At 41.0% G+C, this 20,324-nt stretch carries 22 protein-coding genes, 1 rRNA gene and 2 other annotated features; all 23 genes read right to left on the reverse strand.

Features of this window, described 5'->3' with window-relative positions:
- Positions 1-5: 5 nt before the first annotated feature.
- Complete coding sequence (gene rplJ, locus LC090_RS21060) at positions 6-506, reverse strand: 50S ribosomal protein L10 (RefSeq protein ID WP_226660068.1); 501 nt, start codon at positions 504-506, stop codon at positions 6-8.
- A 44-nt stretch (positions 507-550) separates the two neighbouring features.
- Positions 551-686: a sequence feature (ribosomal protein L10 leader region), on the reverse strand.
- Between the two features lie 58 nt (positions 687-744).
- A complete protein-coding gene (rplA, locus tag LC090_RS21065; protein WP_226660069.1) occupies positions 745-1,437 on the reverse strand; it encodes a 50S ribosomal protein L1 in 693 nt (230 codons plus the stop codon).
- Positions 1,438-1,576: 139 nt separating this feature from the next.
- On the reverse strand, positions 1,577-2,002 hold the full coding sequence (rplK, locus tag LC090_RS21070; RefSeq protein ID WP_048313309.1) for a 50S ribosomal protein L11: 426 nt from the start codon (positions 2,000-2,002) through the stop codon (positions 1,577-1,579).
- 147 nt (positions 2,003-2,149) lie between these two features.
- Positions 2,150-2,683, reverse strand: a complete 534-nt coding sequence (nusG, locus tag LC090_RS21075) for a transcription termination/antitermination protein NusG (RefSeq protein ID WP_098445962.1) — start codon at positions 2,681-2,683, stop codon at positions 2,150-2,152.
- 78 nt (positions 2,684-2,761) lie between these two features.
- Positions 2,762-2,956 carry a preprotein translocase subunit SecE gene (gene secE, locus LC090_RS21080; protein WP_098445961.1) on the reverse strand — a complete coding sequence of 65 codons (195 nt, stop codon included), beginning with the start codon at positions 2,954-2,956 and terminating at the stop codon, positions 2,762-2,764.
- A 90-nt stretch (positions 2,957-3,046) separates the two neighbouring features.
- Positions 3,047-3,196: a 50S ribosomal protein L33 gene (rpmG, locus tag LC090_RS21085; RefSeq protein ID WP_226660070.1), complete on the reverse strand. Its 150-nt coding sequence runs from the start codon at positions 3,194-3,196 to the stop codon at positions 3,047-3,049.
- Between the two features lie 258 nt (positions 3,197-3,454).
- On the reverse strand, positions 3,455-4,084 hold the full coding sequence (gene sigH / locus LC090_RS21090; protein WP_255648255.1) for an RNA polymerase sporulation sigma factor SigH: 630 nt from the start codon (positions 4,082-4,084) through the stop codon (positions 3,455-3,457).
- 136 nt (positions 4,085-4,220) lie between these two features.
- Positions 4,221-4,730, reverse strand: coding sequence for an NYN domain-containing protein (locus tag LC090_RS21095; RefSeq protein WP_226660072.1), 510 nt, complete (start codon positions 4,728-4,730; stop codon positions 4,221-4,223).
- A 2-nt stretch (positions 4,731-4,732) separates the two neighbouring features.
- A complete protein-coding gene (gene rlmB / locus LC090_RS21100) occupies positions 4,733-5,479 on the reverse strand; it encodes a 23S rRNA (guanosine(2251)-2'-O)-methyltransferase RlmB (protein WP_226660073.1) in 747 nt (248 codons plus the stop codon).
- A gap of 1 nt (position 5,480) precedes the next feature.
- A complete protein-coding gene (locus LC090_RS21105) occupies positions 5,481-5,891 on the reverse strand; it encodes a Mini-ribonuclease 3 (protein WP_226660074.1) in 411 nt (136 codons plus the stop codon).
- 3 nt (positions 5,892-5,894) lie between these two features.
- Complete coding sequence (gene cysS, locus LC090_RS21110) at positions 5,895-7,295, reverse strand: cysteine--tRNA ligase (protein WP_226660075.1); 1,401 nt, start codon at positions 7,293-7,295, stop codon at positions 5,895-5,897.
- Positions 7,285-7,941 (reverse strand): serine O-acetyltransferase, encoded by a 657-nt coding sequence (gene cysE, locus LC090_RS21115; RefSeq protein WP_224591362.1) that lies wholly within the window; start codon positions 7,939-7,941, stop codon positions 7,285-7,287. Before cysE ends, cysS begins: the two co-directional genes overlap by 11 nt.
- Positions 7,942-8,060: 119 nt before the next feature.
- Positions 8,061-8,284: a binding site (T-box leader), on the reverse strand.
- Between the two features lie 13 nt (positions 8,285-8,297).
- Complete coding sequence (gene gltX / locus LC090_RS21120) at positions 8,298-9,767, reverse strand: glutamate--tRNA ligase (RefSeq protein ID WP_226660076.1); 1,470 nt, start codon at positions 9,765-9,767, stop codon at positions 8,298-8,300.
- Between the two features lie 68 nt (positions 9,768-9,835).
- Complete coding sequence (gene ispF, locus LC090_RS21125) at positions 9,836-10,312, reverse strand: 2-C-methyl-D-erythritol 2,4-cyclodiphosphate synthase (RefSeq protein ID WP_226660085.1); 477 nt, start codon at positions 10,310-10,312, stop codon at positions 9,836-9,838.
- 2 nt (positions 10,313-10,314) lie between these two features.
- Positions 10,315-11,001, reverse strand: coding sequence for a 2-C-methyl-D-erythritol 4-phosphate cytidylyltransferase (gene ispD, locus LC090_RS21130; protein WP_226660077.1), 687 nt, complete (start codon positions 10,999-11,001; stop codon positions 10,315-10,317).
- Positions 11,002-11,026: 25 nt separating this feature from the next.
- On the reverse strand, positions 11,027-12,124 hold the full coding sequence (locus tag LC090_RS21135) for a PIN/TRAM domain-containing protein (protein WP_226660078.1): 1,098 nt from the start codon (positions 12,122-12,124) through the stop codon (positions 11,027-11,029).
- A gap of 160 nt (positions 12,125-12,284) precedes the next feature.
- Complete coding sequence (disA, locus tag LC090_RS21140) at positions 12,285-13,346, reverse strand: DNA integrity scanning diadenylate cyclase DisA (RefSeq protein WP_226660079.1); 1,062 nt, start codon at positions 13,344-13,346, stop codon at positions 12,285-12,287.
- 3 nt (positions 13,347-13,349) lie between these two features.
- On the reverse strand, positions 13,350-14,723 hold the full coding sequence (gene radA, locus LC090_RS21145) for a DNA repair protein RadA (RefSeq protein ID WP_226660080.1): 1,374 nt from the start codon (positions 14,721-14,723) through the stop codon (positions 13,350-13,352).
- 267 nt (positions 14,724-14,990) lie between these two features.
- Positions 14,991-17,432 carry an ATP-dependent protease ATP-binding subunit ClpC gene (gene clpC, locus LC090_RS21150; RefSeq protein WP_226660081.1) on the reverse strand — a complete coding sequence of 814 codons (2,442 nt, stop codon included), beginning with the start codon at positions 17,430-17,432 and terminating at the stop codon, positions 14,991-14,993.
- On the reverse strand, positions 17,429-18,526 hold the full coding sequence (locus tag LC090_RS21155; RefSeq protein ID WP_226660082.1) for a protein arginine kinase: 1,098 nt from the start codon (positions 18,524-18,526) through the stop codon (positions 17,429-17,431). The genes clpC and LC090_RS21155 overlap by 4 nt, the downstream gene beginning before the upstream one ends.
- Complete coding sequence (locus LC090_RS21160) at positions 18,526-19,062, reverse strand: UvrB/UvrC motif-containing protein (RefSeq protein ID WP_226660083.1); 537 nt, start codon at positions 19,060-19,062, stop codon at positions 18,526-18,528. Before LC090_RS21160 ends, LC090_RS21155 begins: the two co-directional genes overlap by 1 nt.
- A gap of 37 nt (positions 19,063-19,099) precedes the next feature.
- Positions 19,100-19,561, reverse strand: coding sequence for a CtsR family transcriptional regulator (locus LC090_RS21165; RefSeq protein WP_224591345.1), 462 nt, complete (start codon positions 19,559-19,561; stop codon positions 19,100-19,102).
- Positions 19,562-20,207: 646 nt separating this feature from the next.
- A 5S ribosomal RNA gene (gene rrf / locus LC090_RS21170) occupies positions 20,208-20,324 on the reverse strand.

Consider the following 20,324-nt stretch of genomic DNA (forward strand, 5'->3'; position numbering starts at 1 on the left):
TTAATTTACGCGCCTTGTTCTTCCTTTTGATCAGCCACAGCTTTTGTAGCAAGTGCCATATTGCGCATAGGTGCTTGTAGCACAGATAGCAACATAGAAAGTAGTCCTTCGCGGTTTGGTAGATCCGCAAGTTCTTTGATCTTTTCTACTGAAACAACGCCGCCTTCGATTACGCCAGTCTTGATTTCAAGAGCTTCGTGACTTTTAGCGAAGTTGTTCAAGATTTTAGCAGGAGCAACAACATCTTCATTGCTGAACGCGATTGCCGTAGGGCCGACAAGGTGTTCATTCAAATCAGTAAGTTCAAGCTCTTCTGCTGCGCGACGAGTCATTGTGTTCTTGTAAACACGGAACTCAACGTTTGCATCACGCAATTGCTTACGAAGCTCAGTTACTTCAGAAACATCAAGTCCGCGATAATCAACAAAGATTGTTGACTGGCTATCACGTAGTTTGTCTGCAATTTCCGTAACTAGTTGCTTCTTCTGTTCAACTATACTGCTCATAGTTCCACCTCCTAAAGAAATGTATCTATACCGCCCTGGAATATGAGGTCATATAAAAAGCCTTCACATCCGAAGACATGAAGGCTTTACGATTACATACGTATCGAATCACTTCACACCTCGGCAGGATATTAAGTGCAAGTGCACTCCTGCTGTCTACGGTACAGAAAGTATTAATTTATCAAACAACATTTACAAGTATATTTAATAGCTACGCAAATGTCAACAGCTAATTTAATTAGCGGTAAGTTGATGCGTTAACTTTAACACCAGGTCCCATTGTAGATGTAACCGAAATGTTTTTAAGGTATGTGCCTTTTGCAGCTGCAGGCTTAACTTTCACAAGTGTTTCTACAAGTGTGTTCAAGTTTTCTACAAGCTTGTCAGCTTCGAAAGATACTTTACCAATCGGTGCATGGACGTTACCAGCACGATCAACGCGGTACTCTACTTTACCAGCTTTGATTTCGTTAACAGCTTTTTGAACGTCGAACGTTACTGTTCCAGTTTTCGGGTTTGGCATTAAGCCTTTTGGTCCAAGTACGCGACCAAGCTTACCAACTTCGCCCATCATATCTGGAGTTGCAACGATTACGTCAAATTCAAACCAACCCTGGTTGATTTTAGCAATGTAATCAGCTTCTCCAACATAGTCAGCGCCAGCTGCTTCAGCTTCTTTCGCTTTTTCGCCTTTTGCAAAAACAAGAACGCGTTGAGTTTTACCAGTTCCGTTTGGAAGTACAACCGCGCCACGAACCTGCTGGTCGTTTTTCTTCGGGTCTACTCCTAGACGAATTGCTGCTTCAACCGTTCCATCAAAGTTTCCTACAGAAGTTTTCTTCACAAGTTCAACTGCTTCTTGAGGCTCATAGAAAGTTGTACGTTCAACTAGCTTGGCAGCCTCCTGGTATCTTTTACCTCTTTTTGCCATTTTGTGTTCCTCCTTGAATGTGGTTTAGCGGATTAACCTCCCACTATTTATGACGCCAAATGAACGACATCATAATAAAAGTTGCGAACCTGTAAAACACAGGCAGGAATCCCTTTTAATCGCAACGGCTTGTGTAACATTAATCTTCGATCGTAATTCCCATGCTACGTGCAGTACCTTCAACCATACGCATTGCAGAATCAACATTCGCTGCGTTAAGGTCTGGCATTTTTGTTTCAGCGATTTCACGCACTTTATCACGCTTCACAGTCGCAACTTTGTTGCGGTTTGGTTCACCAGAACCTGACTCGATCCCTGCTGCTTTCTTAAGAAGAACTGCAGCTGGTGGAGTTTTAGTGATAAATGTAAATGAACGGTCTTCAAAAACCGTGATTTCTACTGGAATGATCATACCAGCCTGGTCAGAAGTACGAGCATTAAACTCTTTACAGAATCCCATGATGTTAACTCCAGCTTGACCTAGTGCAGGTCCTACTGGTGGTGCAGGATTCGCCTTCCCAGCCGGGATTTGCAATTTAACAACTTTGATTACCTTTTTAGCCACGCGACACACCTCCTTAAGTCCGTGATGTGGTATTTGGGTGTTTACACCCTCCCACCTTATATATCAATTGAATGTCTCGATTAGTATGAGACTCATGAAACATTAAAATTCTATCATTAATCGAAAAGTTAAGCAAGGACTTTTCAATTAGAACTTTTCAACTTGTCCAAAATTCAATTCTACAGGCGTTTCTCTACCGAACATATTGACATGCACTTTCACTTTCCCTTTATCCATATCAATTCCTTCAACAGAACCTACGAAATCAGCAAATGGACCTTCTTTTACTTTCACTTTTTCTTTAAGCTCGAAGTCTACATCTGCTTTCGGCTGTTCCATTCCCATTTGCTTAAGAAGTGATTCTACTTCTTCAGGAAGCAAAGCCGTTGGTTTTGAACCGGCACCACTTGATCCTACGAAACCAGTAACACCCGGCGTGTTTCGGACAACGTACCATGAATCGTCCGTCATGACCATCTCAGTAATAACATAGCCAGGAAAGACTTTTTTCATAACCGTTTTCTTCTTACCGTTTTTCTCTTCTGTTTCTTCTTCTACAGGGACGAGAACACGAAAGATTTTATCCGTCATGCCCATTGTCTCAACCCTTTTTTCAAGGTTGGTCTTTACTTTGTTTTCATACCCTGAATACGTATGAACAACATACCATCTTTTTTCCATATATGCAGGACTGTGTCCTTCCCTCCCCAACTCATTTACTCTCTCATTCTAACCTTGAGAATGAATTTTTATAACGATTTATCCTAAAATGAGGCGGATTATTGAGGAAATACCCTGGTCGATCAACGCAAAGAATACAGCTATAAAAATAACCGTTGTAACAGTTACGATTGTATAGCGAGTCAATTCCTTACGCGTAGGCCAGCTTACCCGCTTCATTTCACTTGCGACATTACGAAAGAACTTACCAGAACGTTGAACAATACTTGCCATTACTTGCTACCCCCAATTAATCTGGCGGAAAACTCCCCCGAGAATCTATTTTGATGTCGTTTGCCTCAAAAGCAAACACCCTGCGAGGCATTACTTTGTTTCACGATGCACAGTATGAGCACCGCAGTATTTGCAATACTTCTTAACTTCGATGCGGGCCGGGCTTGTCTGTGAGTTTTTCATAGTTGTATAGTTTCGGCTATTGCATTGAACACATGCTAGTACTGCCTTTTTACGCATAATGACACCTTCCTAAGCCGCGCAGTAGTGAAGTTTGTATTTATATAAGCTTTCTTATATCAAAAAAGAGCAAAATAAAAAAACGTTCAGCTACCCTGTGACGTTCTTACAAACCTAACAAAAAATTGACATTCTTACTTTTACAACTTTATCATAGCGCGTTTTAGCATGTCAATAAAGCCTATGAAAGACAGACACAGAAAAAGAGTAGGGACCTCCCCCTACTCTCTCCCCTTATTTCTAATAGGTTTGTCCATATTAAAGGCTGACTTCCCGAAGTTCCAGATAACGCTCTAACTTACGTTTCACCCGTTGTAAGGCATTATCAATGGACTTAACGTGTCGGTTTAAATCAACCGATATTTCTTGATAAGACCGTCCATCGAGGTAAAGCATTAACACTTTCCTCTCTAAATCGCTTAAAATTTCAGACATTTTAAGTTCGATGTCATCGAACTCTTCCTGATTTATAATCAATTCCTCAGGATCTGTCACTTTTGTTCCACAAATAACGTCCAGCAATGTCCGATCCGACTCTTCATCGTAAATAGGCTTATCAAGCGATACGTAAGAATTTAGCGGAATATGCTTTTGTCTTGTTGCGGTTTTGATAGCTGTAATCATCTGCCGGGTGATACACAGTTCGGCAAACGCTTTAAAAGATGAGAACTTGTCTCCTCTAAAATCACGAATGGCTTTGTACAGACCGATCATTCCTTCTTGAATGATATCTTCTCGATCTGCTCCAATGAGAAAATACGACCTCGCTTTAGCGCGTACGAAATTTTTGTACTTCGTAATCAAATGTTCCAACGCTCTACTGTGACCTTCATGAACCATGATGACGAGCAGTTCATCATCAAGTTGATCGAATGCTGCGTGTTCCAGGTGTCTTTGGCCTACCGACTGTTGTTCTTGATCTACCGTGCTTTCTTTGAGGTCTACTGTACTCAATATGCGTTCCCCCCGACCAGTACGCTATATAGAAATATTATACAGTACGTGTCGAAAAATCGTCAACCGCCTATTTACCGCCTCTTCGCCATTTTTCAAATATTTCGCTAATTTCTTCAGATAAATGCAGGCCAGCCGAACGATTCCGCCGATTTTCGGTATTCACACTTTTTTCAATTCCTTTTTCAATTCCTTGCATTTCATTGTACAGCTCTCGAGCTGATTTCCTTAAGGCTCCCTGTCCAAAAATAGCCCATTGCTCCGTATAATCTGACGTGGCAACATGAATTTGCGTACGAATTCCTTTGAGTTCTCTTGCCATCTTCTCAATTCGCTCATCCGCTGTTTCATTCTCTCTGGTATAAATCACTTCAACCCGATACTGACTATGACGCTTTTCAATACCGTGGGAGAGGTGAGCGTCAAATACGACGATCACCCGATATCCAGTATAGGCTTGATACTCTGCCATTTTCTCAATTAAGAGCTCACGCGCCTTACTAAAGTCTCTCTCTTTCAGAGATCTTAATTCTGGCCAGGCCCCGATAATGTTATACCCGTCAACTAACAGCACATCCATGCTTACTCCCCCAGAGGATGACGTTGTCGGTAAACCTCATACATCATTAATCCTGCGGCAACCGATGCATTGAGCGAGGTTACTTTTCCAGCCATCGGAAGGCTTACAAGGAAGTCGCATTTATCTTTAATCAAACGGCCCATTCCCTTTCCTTCACTTCCAATAACTAGTCCAATCCCCATATCATAATCTGCTTGTCGATAATCTTGTCCACCTTGTGCATCTGTCCCAACAAACCAGATACCGCGCTCTTTTAACTCATCCATTGTTCTAGCAAGATTTGTTACACGCGCAACAGGAATATACTCTATGGCACCTGTCGAGGATTTAGCTACTGTAGATGTTAAGCCAACCGCTCTCCGCTTTGGAATAATTACGCCATGCGCTCCTGCTGAATCAGCCGTTCTTAAAATTGAACCAAGATTATGCGGGTCTTCAATTTCATCTAGCACAAGGAAAAAGGGAGCTTCTCCAGACTCCTCAGCTTTTTTAAATAAATCATCCATATCAGCATATTCGTATGCTGCAATCGAAGCGACAACGCCCTGATGATTGCTCTCCCCAGATAACTGTTCAAGCTTCCGCTTAGGTACAAATTGAACAAGTACGTTTTGCTCCTTCGCTTTTTGAATCAAATTCTGAAGGGGTCCTTTTTGGGACCCTTCATTAATCCAAATCTTGTTGATCTCATGTCCCGATCGTAACGCTTCAAGAACTGAGTTTCGTCCTACAATAAATTCTTTATCCATCTCACTTCACTTCTTTCTTCGGTTGTTCTACAAATTCATAAAGTTTCTCCAAAAGTTCATCTACTCTTTGTTCATTTCCCTGTAAGTAGTGATAACCAAACAACGCTTCAAGAGCAGTTGAATACTTGTACGTGCTGACACTCGTGTTTTTAGGTACCGTTCCAGATTTTGCATTACGTCCTCGACGAACAACACCCGCTTCTTCTTCCGAAAGCCACTCTTGCTTCAGTACGTAGTGAAGATAAGCTGCCTGAGCTTTAGCAGATACGTATGTTGTTGCTGTGCGGTGCAACTGATTCGGGCGAATGTGCCCAAGTGATAACAACCGCTTCCGCACATTAATCTCAATAACAGAGTCGCCCATATAAGCCAGTGCAAGAGAATTCAGTTGCTTTACATCAATTTCCTTCATATGCTACATCCTTTTCCAGCGAACGCCCTGAGGAGTATCCTCAAGAAGTATTCCCTGCTCTTTCAATTCATCGCGAATTTCGTCTGCTCTGCTGAAATTACGCTGTTTTCTAGCTTCATTCCGTTCTTCAATCAGCTGATCAACATCTTCATCTAGAAGTGCTTTTTCCTGTTTAAACGAAATACCAAGAACCGAGCCAAAATCAGCAAATTGCTCTAGAAATCGTTCAAGAACCTCTTTAGAAGAATTTGTTTCTTGAAGATAAAGATTCGCTTCTTTAGAGAGTTCAAACAAAATAGAAATCGCATTAGCTGTATTAAAATCATCGTCCATCTCGTTGACAAATCGCTCCTGATAACCTTCAATTTTTTCTTTCCACTCCTGGACATTTTCAGCAAGATCGGCGCTATTGATCAGACGGTGCTCAAGATTCTCCACCGTATCTTTAATGCGATCGAGTCCTGTTTTCGCACTTGCTAAAAGCTCATGATCAAAATTAATTGGATTTCGGTAATGAACGGATAACATAAAGAATCGAATAGCTTCTGGATCATGTTGCTTAATCAAATCATGAACGAGGACAAAGTTACCGAGTGATTTAGACATTTTTTCGTTATTAATATTGATATACCCGTTATGGAGCCAATAATTCGCAAAAGGGTGACCTGTTAACGCCTCTGTTTGGGCTACCTCATTCTCGTGGTGTGGGAAAGCAAGGTCTTTTCCACCTGCATGAATATCGATTGTGTCACCCAAATATTTCTTTGCCATTGCCGAGCATTCGATATGCCACCCCGGGCGCCCCTCTCCCCATGGGCTTCCCCAAGAGATCTCACCTTCTTTAGCTGCTTTCCAGAGTGTGAAGTCAAGCGGATCTTCTTTCTTTTCACCGACTACAATACGAGAGCCCAATTGAAGTTCATCAATGGATTGATGTGATAACTTGCCATACCCTTCAAATTGACGTGTTCTAAAATACACATCACCTTCGGATTCATAGGCGTAATTCTTTTCAATAAGAGCCGTGATAAAATCAATAATTTCTTGCATGTTTTCAGTTACTCTTGGATGTTCATCCGCTTTCTTAACACCCAGCGCTCCCGTATCCTCATGGTAAGCTGTAATAAAACGCTCAGCGACAGCCGGGACTTCTTCACCAAGCTCTTTAGCCGCACGAATTAACTTATCATCGACATCTGTAAAGTTAGAAACATAATGGACGTCATACTCTCGATATTCAAGATAACGGCGAACAACGTCAAAGACAATTGCCGGTCGCGCGTTTCCAATATGAATGTAGTTATAAACTGTCGGACCGCACACGTACATTCTTACTTTTCCTTCTTCAATGGGTTGAAACGCTTCTTTCTTCTGAGTCAATGTATTATATAGCTTAATCGCCATCGTTTTCACTCCTCTTTCGTAACGTTCGAACTTCTTCTTGTAAACTCTTCATTTCTTGCTCCATTTGTTTGAATTTATCTGCAACAGGATCGGGCATTTTATGATGATCTAAATGGTGAGGTACTTTAACACCATTTTGGATGACGACTCTCCCTGGTATACCAACAACCGTAGAATTCACAGGAACGTCCTGCAACACAACCGACCCAGCACCTACTTTTGAATTTTCTCCAATCGTTATCGATCCAAGTATTTTTGCCCCAGTCGCAACGAGCGTATTATCTTCCAGAGTAGGGTGACGTTTCCCTTTTTCTTTTCCAGTACCGCCAAGAGTAACACCCTGAAAAAGCGTGACATTATTGCCAATCTCACATGTTTCTCCTATCACGACTCCCATCCCGTGATCAATGAAACAACGTTCCCCAATAGTCGCTCCTGGGTGTATTTCAATACCGGTGAAAAAGCGGCTGATTTGGGAAACAGCCCTTGCAAGGAAGAAGAATTTCTTTTTCCAAAACCAATGTGCCACGCGATGAGACCAGATCGCATGAAGTCCTGCGTAAGTTAAGATCACTTCAAAGTAACTTCTTGCTGCAGGATCTTGATCAAATACCACATCAATATCCTGTTTCAGCGTCTTCCACATGTGTTCACCCCTCTCCTCATACTTCCATTAGGTTAAATTGCATTAGATGGTTACGCCATTTCATTAGCCAGATGAGTCAGTTGACTAAAAAAAGACGTCTCTGTGTGATGCTTTCATCACACAGAGACGCCCTTCGCGTGGTTCCACTCTGCTTCGAACACTTCTAAGAAATGCTCCTATCACCGATAACGGCGGCACCGCTCCTAACTATTCACCATGATGGCTTTCGAAAGAAGACTCAGAGGGGCATTTCAATAAGTGAATCCTTAAGCTGCTTTCAGCCGGGGACAGCTCTCTCTAAAAAGAATGTCACTCATTTACTTCTCCTCTTCAACGTTTGTGAAAATCTATATGGTTTAGGCTTTACTCATCGCAAGAACTTGATTCAAGCGTGTATTAACTGTTTCTCTTCCAAGTAAGGCAATAGCCTGCGGAAGTTCAGGACCGTGCGTTTCACCTGTCGTTGCAACACGAATTGGCATAAACAGTTTTTTCCCTTTATGTCCAGTTGCTTTTTGAGTAGCCTTAATCGCTGACTTAATAGCCGCTGGCTCAAATTCTTCAACATCTTTAAGCTGATCTAAAAATCCTTGCATCACTTCAGGAATTTGTTCTTCATTTAACACCGTCATTGCTTCTTCATTATACTGAATTTCTTGCTTAAAGAACAACTCTGTAAGCTCAACAATCTCTCTGCCATAGTGAAGCTGTTCCTGATAAAGAGCAATCAGTTCCTTCGCCCATTCTTTTTGTTCAGCTGTCATTTCAAGCGGGAATCTTCCTGCTTCTACAAGGTGTGGAAGCGCAAGCTCCACAACTCGATCAAGACTTGACTGTTTAATATATTGATTATTCATCCAGTAAAGTTTTTGTGAATCAAATACGGCTGGAGAAGTAGATAAACGTTCAGGATCAAAGATTTCAATAAGCTGCTCTTTCGTAAATAACTCCTCTTCTCCTTTAGGAGACCAACCAAGAAGCGTAACAAAATTAAATAGGGCTTCTGGCAGAAAACCTAAGTCATGATACTGTTCAATGTATTGAACGATTGATTTATCTCGCTTACTTAGCTTCTTCTTTTGGTCATTTACGATTAGCGTCATATGACCAAACTTAGGAGGCTCAAATCCAAATGCTTCATAAATCATCAGCTGCTTCGGCGTGTTTGAAATATGATCATCTCCGCGTAAAACGTGAGAAATTTTCATATGATAGTCATCTAGCGCCACCGCATAATTGTAAGTGGGAATACCATTTTTCTTAACAATAACAAAATCGCCAATTCCATTTGATTCAAATGATACGCGGTCTTTTACAATATCATCAAACGCGTACTCTTTGTCGCGCGGAACAGCAAAACGAATGCTAGGCTCTCTGCCTTCTGCTTCTAATTTCTCACGCTGATCTTGAGTCAGATGACGGCATTTTCCTGAATAACGAGGCATTTCACCGCGTGCACGCTGGGCTTCACGTTCTGCTTCAAGCTCATCTTCTGTACAATAACATTTGTATGCGAGCTCTTTTTCTAATAGCTCTTTTGTATGTTTCGTATAAATATCGAGACGTTCCATTTGAGTATATGGACCGTATTCGCCCTCTTTATCAATACTTTCGTCCCAATCCATACCAAGCCACTTTAAGTAATCAAGCTGATTCTCAACGCCGCCTTCTACATTACGAGACTGATCCGTATCTTCAATGCGAATAATAAACTTACCGCCCTGGTTTCTAGCAAATAAATAATTAAACAATGCCGTTCTGGCATTCCCAATATGTAAGTAACCCGTTGGGCTCGGGGCATAACGTACACGTACTTCATTTCCCATTTGATCCACCACCATTAATTATTATCTTCAACTGTCTTATTATTCTACCATTAGAGTCAAATTATCGGTCAAGCTTTTTGAAGCAATACAACAACTTCAGCCGCAATTCCTTCTCCTCTGCCCGTAAAGCCAAGCTTCTCAGAAGTTGTCGCCTTCACATTCACCTGGCTAATATCTGATTCAAGTAATTCAGCAATAACTTCACGCATGGCTGTAATATGAGGCGCCATCTTCGGAAGCTGAGCGATAATTGTGCCGTCTACATTTCCTAGCACAAACCCTTTTTCCTTTACAATGCCATACACATGACGCAGAAGCTCCTTTGAATCAGCATCTTTAAATGCCTCATCCGTATCTGGAAAATGCTTTCCAATATCACCTTCCCCAATCGCTCCTAGACAAGCATCTGCAACGGAATGAAGAAGCACGTCGGCGTCAGAATGACCAAGTAACCCCTTTTCAAACGGAATCGTCACCCCTCCAATGATACACGGACGCCCTTCTACTAATTTATGTACATCAAACCCATGCCCAACTCTCATTATACTCAACTCTCCTTTTTCTCACGCAGTATCGCTCTTGCAAAGATTAAATCTTCAGGCGTTGTTAATTTCACATTCCAATAGTCACCTTCAATTACGTGAACTGGTCGTCCATTCATCTCTACTAGACTGGCATCATCAGTTCCAATGACGTCATTCGCTTCTGCCCATTGATGAACCGCCTTAATCACCGACAGACGAAAAGCCTGCGGCGTTTGGACAGCCCACAAGCTCGAGCGATCAATCGTCTTCTTTACTTGTAACTGATCTACTTGTTTAACAGTATCTTTTACTGGAACAGCTACGATGGCACCATCATAAGATGATGCCGCTATCGCCACTTTGTTTGCAACTTCATGTGAAAAGAATGGACGTGCTCCGTCATGAATTAACACGATCTTTTCTCCTTGCAAGGCTTTGAGTCCTTCATACACACTTTGTTGCCGCTCACGTCCACCTGTTACGACATGACTTACTTTCGTTAAACCATACTCTTCTATAAGTGACCGAAAATCTTCATGCTCTCGATCATTCACAGCGAGCACAATTTCTTCACACTGCGGATCACTTTGAAAAACCGATATCGTATGAACGATAATCGGTTTTCCCTCAAGCATAATGAATTGTTTATTTTTCCCTGCGTTCATTCGTTTACCCTGACCAGCCGCAGGAATGACTACCGAATACTTCAAAGCTAGAACCCCCGTCGTCTATCGCTTAAAGTGCTTTCTCTAGTAGCTTGGGCTTAGCAAATATCATTCGCCCTGCTGATGTTTGCAACACGCTTGTTACAAGAACATCAATTGTCTTACCTATATAATTTCTACCTTCTTCAACAACGATCATTGTACCATCATCTAGATATGCCACGCCCTGATTGTATTCTTTCCCGTCTTTAATAACTTGAACATTAAGTTCTTCACCAGGAAGCACAACCGGTTTAACCGCATTAGCTAGATCATTGATGTTTAACACTTGAACTTTTTGCAGTTCGCAGACTTTGTTTAAGTTAAAATCGTTCGTTACCACCATGCCATTAACAAGCTTGGCAAGCTTCACAAGTTTACTATCTACTTCTTGGATTTCTTCAAAATCACCTTCATAGATTTCAACGTTTATTTCAAGTTCCTTCTGTATTTTGTTCAGAATATCGAGGCCCCGACGACCGCGATTACGTTTTAAGACGTCAGATGAGTCAGCGATATGTTGTAACTCCTCAAGAACAAATTGCGGAATAACGAGCGTACCTTCAAGAAAACCAGTCTGACAAATATCAGCGATTCTTCCATCAATGATAACACTAGTATCTAGAATCTTTAACTTGGAAGACCCAGAGTCAATCCCATCCTCATCCGCATCCTTTTTCTTATCCTTCCCTTTAGGGTTCGAGAAAAGATTGATGAGTTCGTCTCGCTTTTTAAATCCAACCTGGAACCCAAAATAGCCAAGCAGAATCGTAATGAAAATAGGCAGAATGTTACTTACAACCGGAAGATTAAATTCAGCCAGAGGTACGTTTAGTAAAAATGCAATTATAAGTCCAATAATCAACCCAATTGACCCAAATAGCACGTCCCCAACAGGTGCTTTAACGACCTTTTCTTCAATGATTCGAATAAAATCCACAATATAATCTGTTACCCAAAATGTTGCTAGAAAGAATAGTACCGCTCCAATGACAGCACCTGCATAAGAGTTGCTAAAGACTGATGGAAGATCCCCTATATTGAGTAATTGTATTAAATCTGGTAAGTATACTAATCCCAGTGCTCCGCCTAAAATGATAAAAAATAACTGTACAATCCACTTTATCATTGACGTTTTCACCTCCTTTTAACATTATAAACAAATTATTAAATTTGAAACGTAATTCCTTGAAGTTTGCGAATTTTATAGTATGATTATAGGTTAGCTTGTATGACTATAAATTAATTATAGATTAGCACACCCCCTATGGAATGTCTATTTCATAGCCCTATATGTGGCGGTCGACAAAAAGTTGTTCTTGAATTCGCTTCAGGCCATCTTTTATTTTCTTAGCTCGAATGGCGCCAATGCCATCAACATGATCGAGTTCCTCGATGGAAGCTTTGGAGATCGCGTTGAGATTATCAAAACTATCGACCAGGTTTTCAATAATATTAGAGGGCAATCTTGGAATTTTATGCAAAATGCGATATCCTCTAGGCGTCACATTCTCATTCTGATCCTGGTAACCAAGAATTTTCATAATGGCGTTATCTTCTAGCAAATCATCACTGGAAAGCTTCTTCAAACGCTTCATAACATCTGCAGGAGATTCATCAACATCTTTCACATAATCTCCAATCAACCACTTTGCCTCTGATTCAAGATTAGAGACAAGCTCCTCCATCTGCATGCTAATTAATCGTCCCTCAGTCCCTAATTCATTAATGTAATTAAGAATCTCTTTCTTAATTCGTAAAACCATTTCAATGCGATGGATAACCTGTGCCACTTCTTGGAGAGTTACAAGTTCTTCAAACTCAAGCGCACCAAGATCTGTAATCCCTTGATCAAGTACTGATTTGTATTTCTCTAGCGTTTGCATCGCTTGATTTGCTTTTGTCAGGATGACCCCGATCTCTTTTAATGAATATCGAATATTTCCCTGATATAAAGTAATCACATTACGCCGCTGTGAAATCGAAATCACTAGATTACCTGTTTGCTTGGCAACTCGCTCTGCTGTACGGTGACGAATTCCTGTCTCCGTTGAGGAAATGGACGTCTCTGGAATTAATTGCGTATTCGCATATAATATTTTCGAGGCTTCTTTGTTTAAAATGATAGCTCCGTCCATTTTTGCCAGTTCATACAAATACGCAGGGGTGAAGCGGCATTCAATTGAGAAGCCTCCATCAACAATTTCCTGTAATTTCCCATCGTACCCAACTACAATGAGCCCACCGGTATTTGCGCGAAGAATATTATCGATTCCATGCCGTAACTGCGTACCAGGAGCAACAATTTTTAGTATGTCATTTATAACTTCCTGCTGCTTATCAATCTCCATCTTCTATCCCCCTAGCGCTTCGTTTAATGCTTCGTCTACTGTCTGAACACCAATCACCTGGATACCTTCAGGAAAAGTCCAGCCACCAATGTTTTTCTTTGGTATTATTGCCCGTTCAAAACCAAGTTTAGCTGCCTCAATCACTCGCTGTTCAATACGAGATACGCGTCTAATTTCTCCAGTCAACCCAATTTCCCCTACCACAATGTCAGACGGACGAGTCGGTTTGTCTCTAAAACTTGAAGCGATCGAAACAGCAATAGCAAGATCAATTGCAGGCTCGTCAAGTCTTACTCCACCAGCCACATTTAAATAGGCATCCTGGTTTTGGAGAAGAAGACCAACTCTTTTCTCAAGAACCGCCATTAATAACGATACGCGATTGTGATCAATACCGGTTGCCGTTCTACGCGGATTTCCAAAGCTTGTTGGTGAGATCAGCGCTTGTATTTCGACTAGCACCGTACGCGTTCCTTCCATAGATGCAACAACCGTCGAACCCGCTGAGCCAGATGAGCGTTCTTCTAGAAATATCTCTGAAGGATTGAGCACTTCTTCAAGCCCTTCTTCTTTCATCTCAAAAACGCCTATCTCATTTGTCGACCCAAATCGATTTTTAACGCCGCGTAAAATACGAAAAGTGTGATGACGCTCTCCTTCAAAGTAAAGAACCGCATCTACCATATGCTCTAAAAGTCTCGGACCCGCAATCGATCCTTCCTTTGTCACATGCCCAACGATAAAAACAGCAATCCCCTTTGTTTTAGCAATACGCATAAGTTGGGATGTACACTCCCGTACTTGAGAAACGCTACCTGGTGCAGAGGTAACTTCTGATCTGAAAATGGTTTGGATTGAGTCAATAATCACAAGTTGGGGGTTTATTTCTTCAATCGCATTACTAATATACTCAAGATCTGTCTCTGCTAATACATATAATTTTTCTGCATCAACACCTAATCGATCTGCTCGAAGCTTCGTTTGCTTGACCGACTCCTCACCTGAGATGTATAAAACCGGATGATCTTGATCTGCAAGCTTTGATGACGTTTGTAATAAAAGCGTTGATTTCCCAATACCCGGATCACCACCTACAAGAACAAGAGAACCTGGGACGACACCACCACCTAAAACGCGATCAAGCTCTGTGATGTGCGTAAGTATTCTAGGTTCCATTTCTTTTTGAATGCTTCGAATAGACGTCGGCTTACTCGCTGTTTCATTACTTGAAGTTACAAAACGTCTACGATCATTGTCCCCAGGAACCATTTCTTCCACCATTGTATTCCATTGATGACATCCCGGGCATTTCCCCATCCATTTTGGAGATTCATAGCCGCAATCCTGACACATAAATTTCGTTTTTTTCTTCGCCATCTAACATCCTCACTTTCAATATTAACCGAACAAATAACTAGATTTATTTTATCACAACTTATAAGTTCCTATGAACTCATAACGATTAGCCGTTCTTAAAAGTTCCGTGAATTTGGTAAATCATTCTTTATTTGTAGAGCATTTATTCCTCTAAACTCCCCTAAAATCACTTTTGTATGATTCTCATCCCAGTACCTTTCCCTTAAGTGGAATAATCCACTCCTCAAATAGAAAAAAACCGGAAGATGACACTTCCGGTTGTATTTCTTAGGATGAAGTTGCTTCAGAAAGAGTTTCAACAACAAACTCATTCTCTTTGTAATCGATTTTCACTCGTTGACCTTTTTCAATATTTCCTTTTAACAATTCTTCAGAAAGACGATCTTCAATATGGCGCTGCAACGCTCTTCTTAGTGGACGTGCACCGTAATCAGGATCATATCCTTCTTCAGAAATTTTATCTAAAGCAGAATCGGTTAGCTCAAAATCAATCCCGTGATCAGATAGACGAGCCTTTAGTTGGTTAGCCATCAAAACAATGATTTCTTTCAAATGTTTCTTTTCAAGTGAATGGAATACAATCGTCTCATCAATTCGGTTCAGGAACTCTGGACGGAAAGTCTTCTTGAGATCATCCATGACTTTACCTTTCATATCTTTGTATTCCTGACCTTCAGATTCTGTTGAGAATCCAACATATTTATTACGTTTAAGTGTGCTGGCACCAACGTTTGAAGTCATAATGACTACTGTATTACGGAAATCAACTACGCGCCCTTTCGAATCAGTTAATCGTCCATCCTCAAGCACTTGAAGTAGAATATTGAATACATCCGGATGTGCTTTTTCAATTTCATCTAGCAAGATAACAGAGTATGGTTTACGTCTAACCTTCTCAGTTAGCTGACCACCCTCTTCATAACCGACATATCCTGGAGGTGACCCTACAAGACGTGACGTTGAGTGTTTCTCCATGTATTCGGACATGTCAATTCGAATAACAGAATCCTCTTCACCGAATAGCGTTTCAGCAACTGCACGTGCTAATTCAGTCTTACCTACACCAGTTGGCCCTAGGAAAATGAATGAACCAATTGGGCGTTTCGGATCTTTGAGACCTGCACGAGCACGTCTCACAGCTTTCGAAATCGATTTAACTGCTTCTTCTTGACCGATAAGGCGATTATGAAGAATCTCTTCCATCTTCAAGAGGCGCTCTGTCTCTTGTTCTTCTAGTTTTGAAACGGGAATACCGGTCCAATTCGCAACAACTATTGCAATATCTTCTGGAGTTACTTCCTGATTCTCTTTTCCTTGCTTTTCTTTCCATTCTTTCTTCGTTTGCTCAAGCTGCTCACGTAAACGTTGTTCAGAGTCACGAAGAGAAGCAGCTTTTTCGAATTCCTGACTTTGTACAGCCGCATCTTTTTCTTTTCGTACTTCTTCCAACTTCTTATCCAGCTCTTTCAAGTTTGGTGGTGCTGTATAAGAACGCAAACGCACCTTCGAAGCGGCTTCGTCAATCAAGTCAATTGCTTTATCCGGTAAGAAACGATCGGAAATGTAGCGATCCGAGAGCTTTACAGCTGCTTCAATGGCATCATCAGTAATTGTTACGCGGTGATGTGCTTCATAGCGGTCTCGTAGTCCTTTTAAGATAAGTGCAGACTCATCACTTGTCGGCTCATTTACCTGAATCGGTTGGAAACGTCGCTCAAGCGCCGCATCTTTCTCAATGTATTTGCGGTACTCATCAAGAGTGGTAGCACCAATACACTGAAGTTCTCCTCTTGCAAGTGCAGGCTTAAGGATATTCGATGCATCAATTGCACCTTCAGCTCCACCAGCACCAATTAAGGTGTGAAGTTCATCAATGAATAGAATGATGTTACCTGCTTGACGAATTTCATCCATAACTTTCTTCAAGCGATCCTCAAATTCACCGCGATATTTCGTACCAGCTACAACTGTACCCATATCAAGCGTCATGACGCGCTTATCACGAAGCGTTTCAGGTACCTCATTGTTAATAATTTGCTGAGCAAGACCCTCGGCAATCGCTGTCTTACCTACACCCGGCTCACCAATAAGAACAGGATTGTTCTTTGTTCGGCGGCTAAGGACTTCAATGACTCGCTCAATTTCTTTGCTTCGACCAATGACAGGGTCGAGGCCATTGTCTCTTGCAATGACAGTAAGATCTCTTGCAAGGCTATCAAGAGTAGGGGTATTAGCACTGGCACCACCACCCTGATGACTAGAAGAAGAGCTTTCATTGCTTCCTAGGAGCTGAAGAACCTGTTGACGCGCTTTATTCAAGCTTACGCCAAGGTTGTTAAGAACACGAGCTGCAACACCTTCTCCTTCACGAATGAGACCAAGTAAGATATGCTCAGTTCCTACGTAAGAATGACTTAGCTTACGCGCTTCATCCATCGATAGCTCAATGACCTTCTTAGCCCTTGGAGTATAGTGAATCGATTGAACAGAATCCTGTCCACGTCCAATCAATTTCTCGACTTCTTTTTGAATTTTTTCTGATCCTAGTCCAAGAGCTGTTAAAGCTTTGGCTGCAATCCCTTCTCCTTCACGAATCAAGCCAAGTAGAATATGCTCAGTTCCAACATTATTATGACCAAGTCGGATTGCCTCTTCTTGTGCTAGTGCAAGTACTTTCTGGGCACGTTCTGTAAATCGTCCAAACATCATTGTTCATCACCCTCCACATTCTTCGTTAGTTGATCTTCAAGTTCAAGTCGTTCTCTAATTAAAGTAGCTCGTTTAATATCTCGCTCTGTAGGGGTAAGACTCGCCCCGGCATATTGTTGTAAGAACCCTGGTTGAGTAAGAATCAGCAATTCATTTAAGATCGATTTAGACAATCCTTTTACAAGACCTAAATCAATACCAAGTCTTACGTCTGATAAACATTTAGCCGCCTCTTTTGATTGAATGATTCTACTATTTTGCAAAACACCAAGTGCTCGATAGATGCGATCTTCCAATTCAATTCTAGAGTTATCAAGAAGGGCACGTCTAGCAGCTCTTTCCTTTTCAATAACTTGCCTGACCACACCTTGCAAATCTTCAATAATATCATCTTCAGTCTTACCAAGTGTAATTTGATTTGATATTTGAAAGATATTACCTAAGGCTTCGCTTCCCTCACCATAGCTTCCTCTTACAACGAGTCCCAGCTGATTAATAGCTGGAATAATATGATTTAACTGCTGTGTTAATACAAGAGCAGGAAGATGTAACATTACTGATGCCCGCATCCCAGTTCCTACATTCGTCGGACAACTAGTTAAATACCCTTTTCTTTCATCGAAAGCATAATCCACTTTTTCTTCGATCCAATTATCAAGAGAATTTGCTAGCGACAATGCTTTTTTAAGTTCAAATCCGGCTACTAGGCACTGAATACGAAAATGATCTTCTTCATTAATCATGATGCTAACCGTTTCGTTCTCACTCAATAGTACAGCTCCATTTTTGGAATGTTCGATAAGGTTAGGACTAATAAGATGCTTTTCTACAAGTACCCGTTTCTCGATAGGCTTTAAATCATCCATTTCGATTAACTCTAGCTGCCCTACCTGATCGTCTGGTACGTCGGTAAATTGACTTCTTACTTCTTCAATCACCTCTAAGTTATGTTCACGATTAGAAAGGATTGGGAACACGTAATTCTTTAAATTACGAGCAAACCTTACACGGCTACTCATCACAATATCTGAGTCAGGACCTTCGTTTTTCATCCATGGGCTTACAGCCTCACTGATAAAATGCTGAAGTGACATTATTCTCCCCCCTCCGATGAACTTTTGTCTTCAAGGGTACGAATCAAATCTCTTGTTTCTGCAGCTTTTTCGAATTCCTCATGCTCAATATATTCTTTCATCTTGCTTCTTAAATTTTGAACTTTGCGCTCTATTTCTATAGCTGCTCCAGCCCTTTTAGGGATTTTACCTGAGTGAACAGTATTGCCGCCATGAACTTTTTTAAGTATAGGATCGAGTTTATCGGAAAAAGTTTTATAACACTCGGAACAACCAAATCGACCAATTTTCGTGAATTGCTGATAAGTTAATCCACATTTAGGACAGTGGCTAATCTCGGGCTTATAATAAGACTGTGCTGGACTCTCACCAATAGGGGTTTCAAAATTTAGTAATCCCGATAATAAGTTATGGATAGAAAAATGGTTAGTGCCTGGCTCAACCTCACCTTTTTCTTTTGCACACTTTTCACAAATATGAGTTTCTGTTTTTTCACCATTAATTATTTTAGTGAAATGAAGCGTAGCAGGGCGCTCACCACATTCCTGACAAGTCATAGGGCAACCCTCCTTATCTACCCTTATCATAGTGATTTTATTTATACTTTAAAGCAGTAAGCATTGCGCGTAACATATTTGCACGCAAATGATCTCTTAATGGCAACTCTATTGTAATCACTGTACGATCTAATACGCTTAACATTAACTTCGCTTCTCGTTCTGAAATAACCTCTTCTTCAAGCAAACGAAGAATAATATTTTCTGACACTACTTGTGGAACTTGATTTTTGACGATCTGGAGCATTTCATCAATTAAATCAGCGTGGGTTTCAGGCTTCACTTTAACAATTCTTATATATCCGCCTCCACCTCTTTTACTTTCCACAATATACCCTTTTTCAATCGTAAAGCGAGTATTAATGACATAATTAATTTGCGAGGGAACGCATTGAAATTTATCTGCTATTTCACTTCGTTTTATCTCAACAGCATCCCTTCCATCAACCATTAAAATTTTCTTTAAATATGCTTCAATAATATCGGAAACATTCCTCACAGAGTTCCCTCCTCTCCGTCCCCATATTGACTTTGACTATATTTGACGTTGACTATATTATAACGCGTTTAAGTTGGATTGCAAAGCAACAGGCCTATCAGACACTTTCTCTTTTAAGCTTTTCCATTTATGCGAAATTCAAGACGCTTATTTTTATAGTTTTCACGATTTAAGTTAAGAGAAGGAATATGTCACGATGTTAACTATGTGGTAGGAGTGAACCACTTTACTACACCAAGGATAGTAGGAGCACGTTTAGAGTTTGTACCCTTTTGAATAAATCTCTAATCTTTCTTTTGAAGAAGTAGAGACCTAAGTTAATTTCTTAGTAGGGATCGTATTAAGTTTTTTCTTTTTATTAGGTAGACAGACGCTGGCAAAGGGTATGAAATTCTCTCTAAGATATGTACCACTAGCAATTTTCTTTTACCATATGATAGAGATTGAGAGAGGATTGTGTGAATTTAAGAAAAAGGAGCGTTTTTTCCGCGATATTTGAGATAATTCCGCTAAATTCAATATTATTTCGCGAATTCGAGATTAATTCCGCGAACGTGCTAAAGGATGGTTTTCAGCTAGTTAAAAACCATCCGTAAAACCATACAAAAAAGGCGAGAAACCGTTTGGTCTCTCGCCTTTCTTCGTTGCCCAGCGACGTCCTACTCTTGCAGGGGGAGATCCCCCAACTACCATCGGCGCTGAAGAGCTTAACTTCCGTGTTCGGCATGGGAACGGGTGTGACCTCTTCGCCATCGTCACTAGA

This window comes from Guptibacillus hwajinpoensis, assembly GCF_020524165.1.
Classification (GTDB): domain Bacteria; phylum Bacillota; class Bacilli; order Bacillales; family Guptibacillaceae; genus Guptibacillus; species Guptibacillus hwajinpoensis_D.

Bases quoted from the DNA above. Each gene is read 5' to 3' on its own strand.
- rplJ (WP_226660068.1), bottom strand. From the start codon at position 506: ATGAGCAGTATAGTTGAACAGAAGAAGCAACTAGTTACGGAAATTGCA.
- rplA (WP_226660069.1), bottom strand. From the start codon at position 1,437: ATGGCAAAAAGAGGTAAAAGATACCAGGAGGCTGCCAAGCTAGTTGAA.
- nusG (WP_098445962.1), bottom strand. From the start codon at position 2,683: ATGGAAAAAAGATGGTATGTTGTTCATACGTATTCAGGGTATGAAAAC.
- secE (WP_098445961.1), bottom strand. From the start codon at position 2,956: ATGGCAAGTATTGTTCAACGTTCTGGTAAGTTCTTTCGTAATGTCGCA.
- rpmG (WP_226660070.1), bottom strand. From the start codon at position 3,196: ATGCGTAAAAAGGCAGTACTAGCATGTGTTCAATGCAATAGCCGAAAC.
- LC090_RS21095 (WP_226660072.1), bottom strand. From the start codon at position 4,730: ATGGATGTGCTGTTAGTTGACGGGTATAACATTATCGGGGCCTGGCCA.
- rlmB (WP_226660073.1), bottom strand. From the start codon at position 5,479: ATGGATAAAGAATTTATTGTAGGACGAAACTCAGTTCTTGAAGCGTTA.
- LC090_RS21105 (WP_226660074.1), bottom strand. From the start codon at position 5,891: ATGAAGGAAATTGATGTAAAGCAACTGAATTCTCTTGCACTGGCTTAT.
- cysS (WP_226660075.1), bottom strand. From the start codon at position 7,295: ATGGCGATTAAGCTATATAATACATTGACTCAGAAGAAAGAAGCGTTT.
- cysE (WP_224591362.1), bottom strand. From the start codon at position 7,941: ATGTGGAAGACGCTGAAACAGGATATTGATGTGGTATTTGATCAAGAT.
- gltX (WP_226660076.1), bottom strand. From the start codon at position 9,767: ATGGGAAATGAAGTACGTGTACGTTATGCCCCGAGCCCAACGGGTTAC.
- LC090_RS21135 (WP_226660078.1), bottom strand. From the start codon at position 12,124: ATGATAAAGTGGATTGTACAGTTATTTTTTATCATTTTAGGCGGAGCA.
- disA (WP_226660079.1), bottom strand. From the start codon at position 13,346: ATGGAGATTGATAAGCAGCAGGAAGTTATAAATGACATACTAAAAATT.
- radA (WP_226660080.1), bottom strand. From the start codon at position 14,723: ATGGCGAAGAAAAAAACGAAATTTATGTGTCAGGATTGCGGCTATGAA.
- clpC (WP_226660081.1), bottom strand. From the start codon at position 17,432: ATGATGTTTGGACGATTTACAGAACGTGCCCAGAAAGTACTTGCACTA.
- LC090_RS21155 (WP_226660082.1), bottom strand. From the start codon at position 18,526: ATGTCACTTCAGCATTTTATCAGTGAGGCTGTAAGCCCATGGATGAAA.
- LC090_RS21160 (WP_226660083.1), bottom strand. From the start codon at position 19,062: ATGACTTGTCAGGAATGTGGTGAGCGCCCTGCTACGCTTCATTTCACT.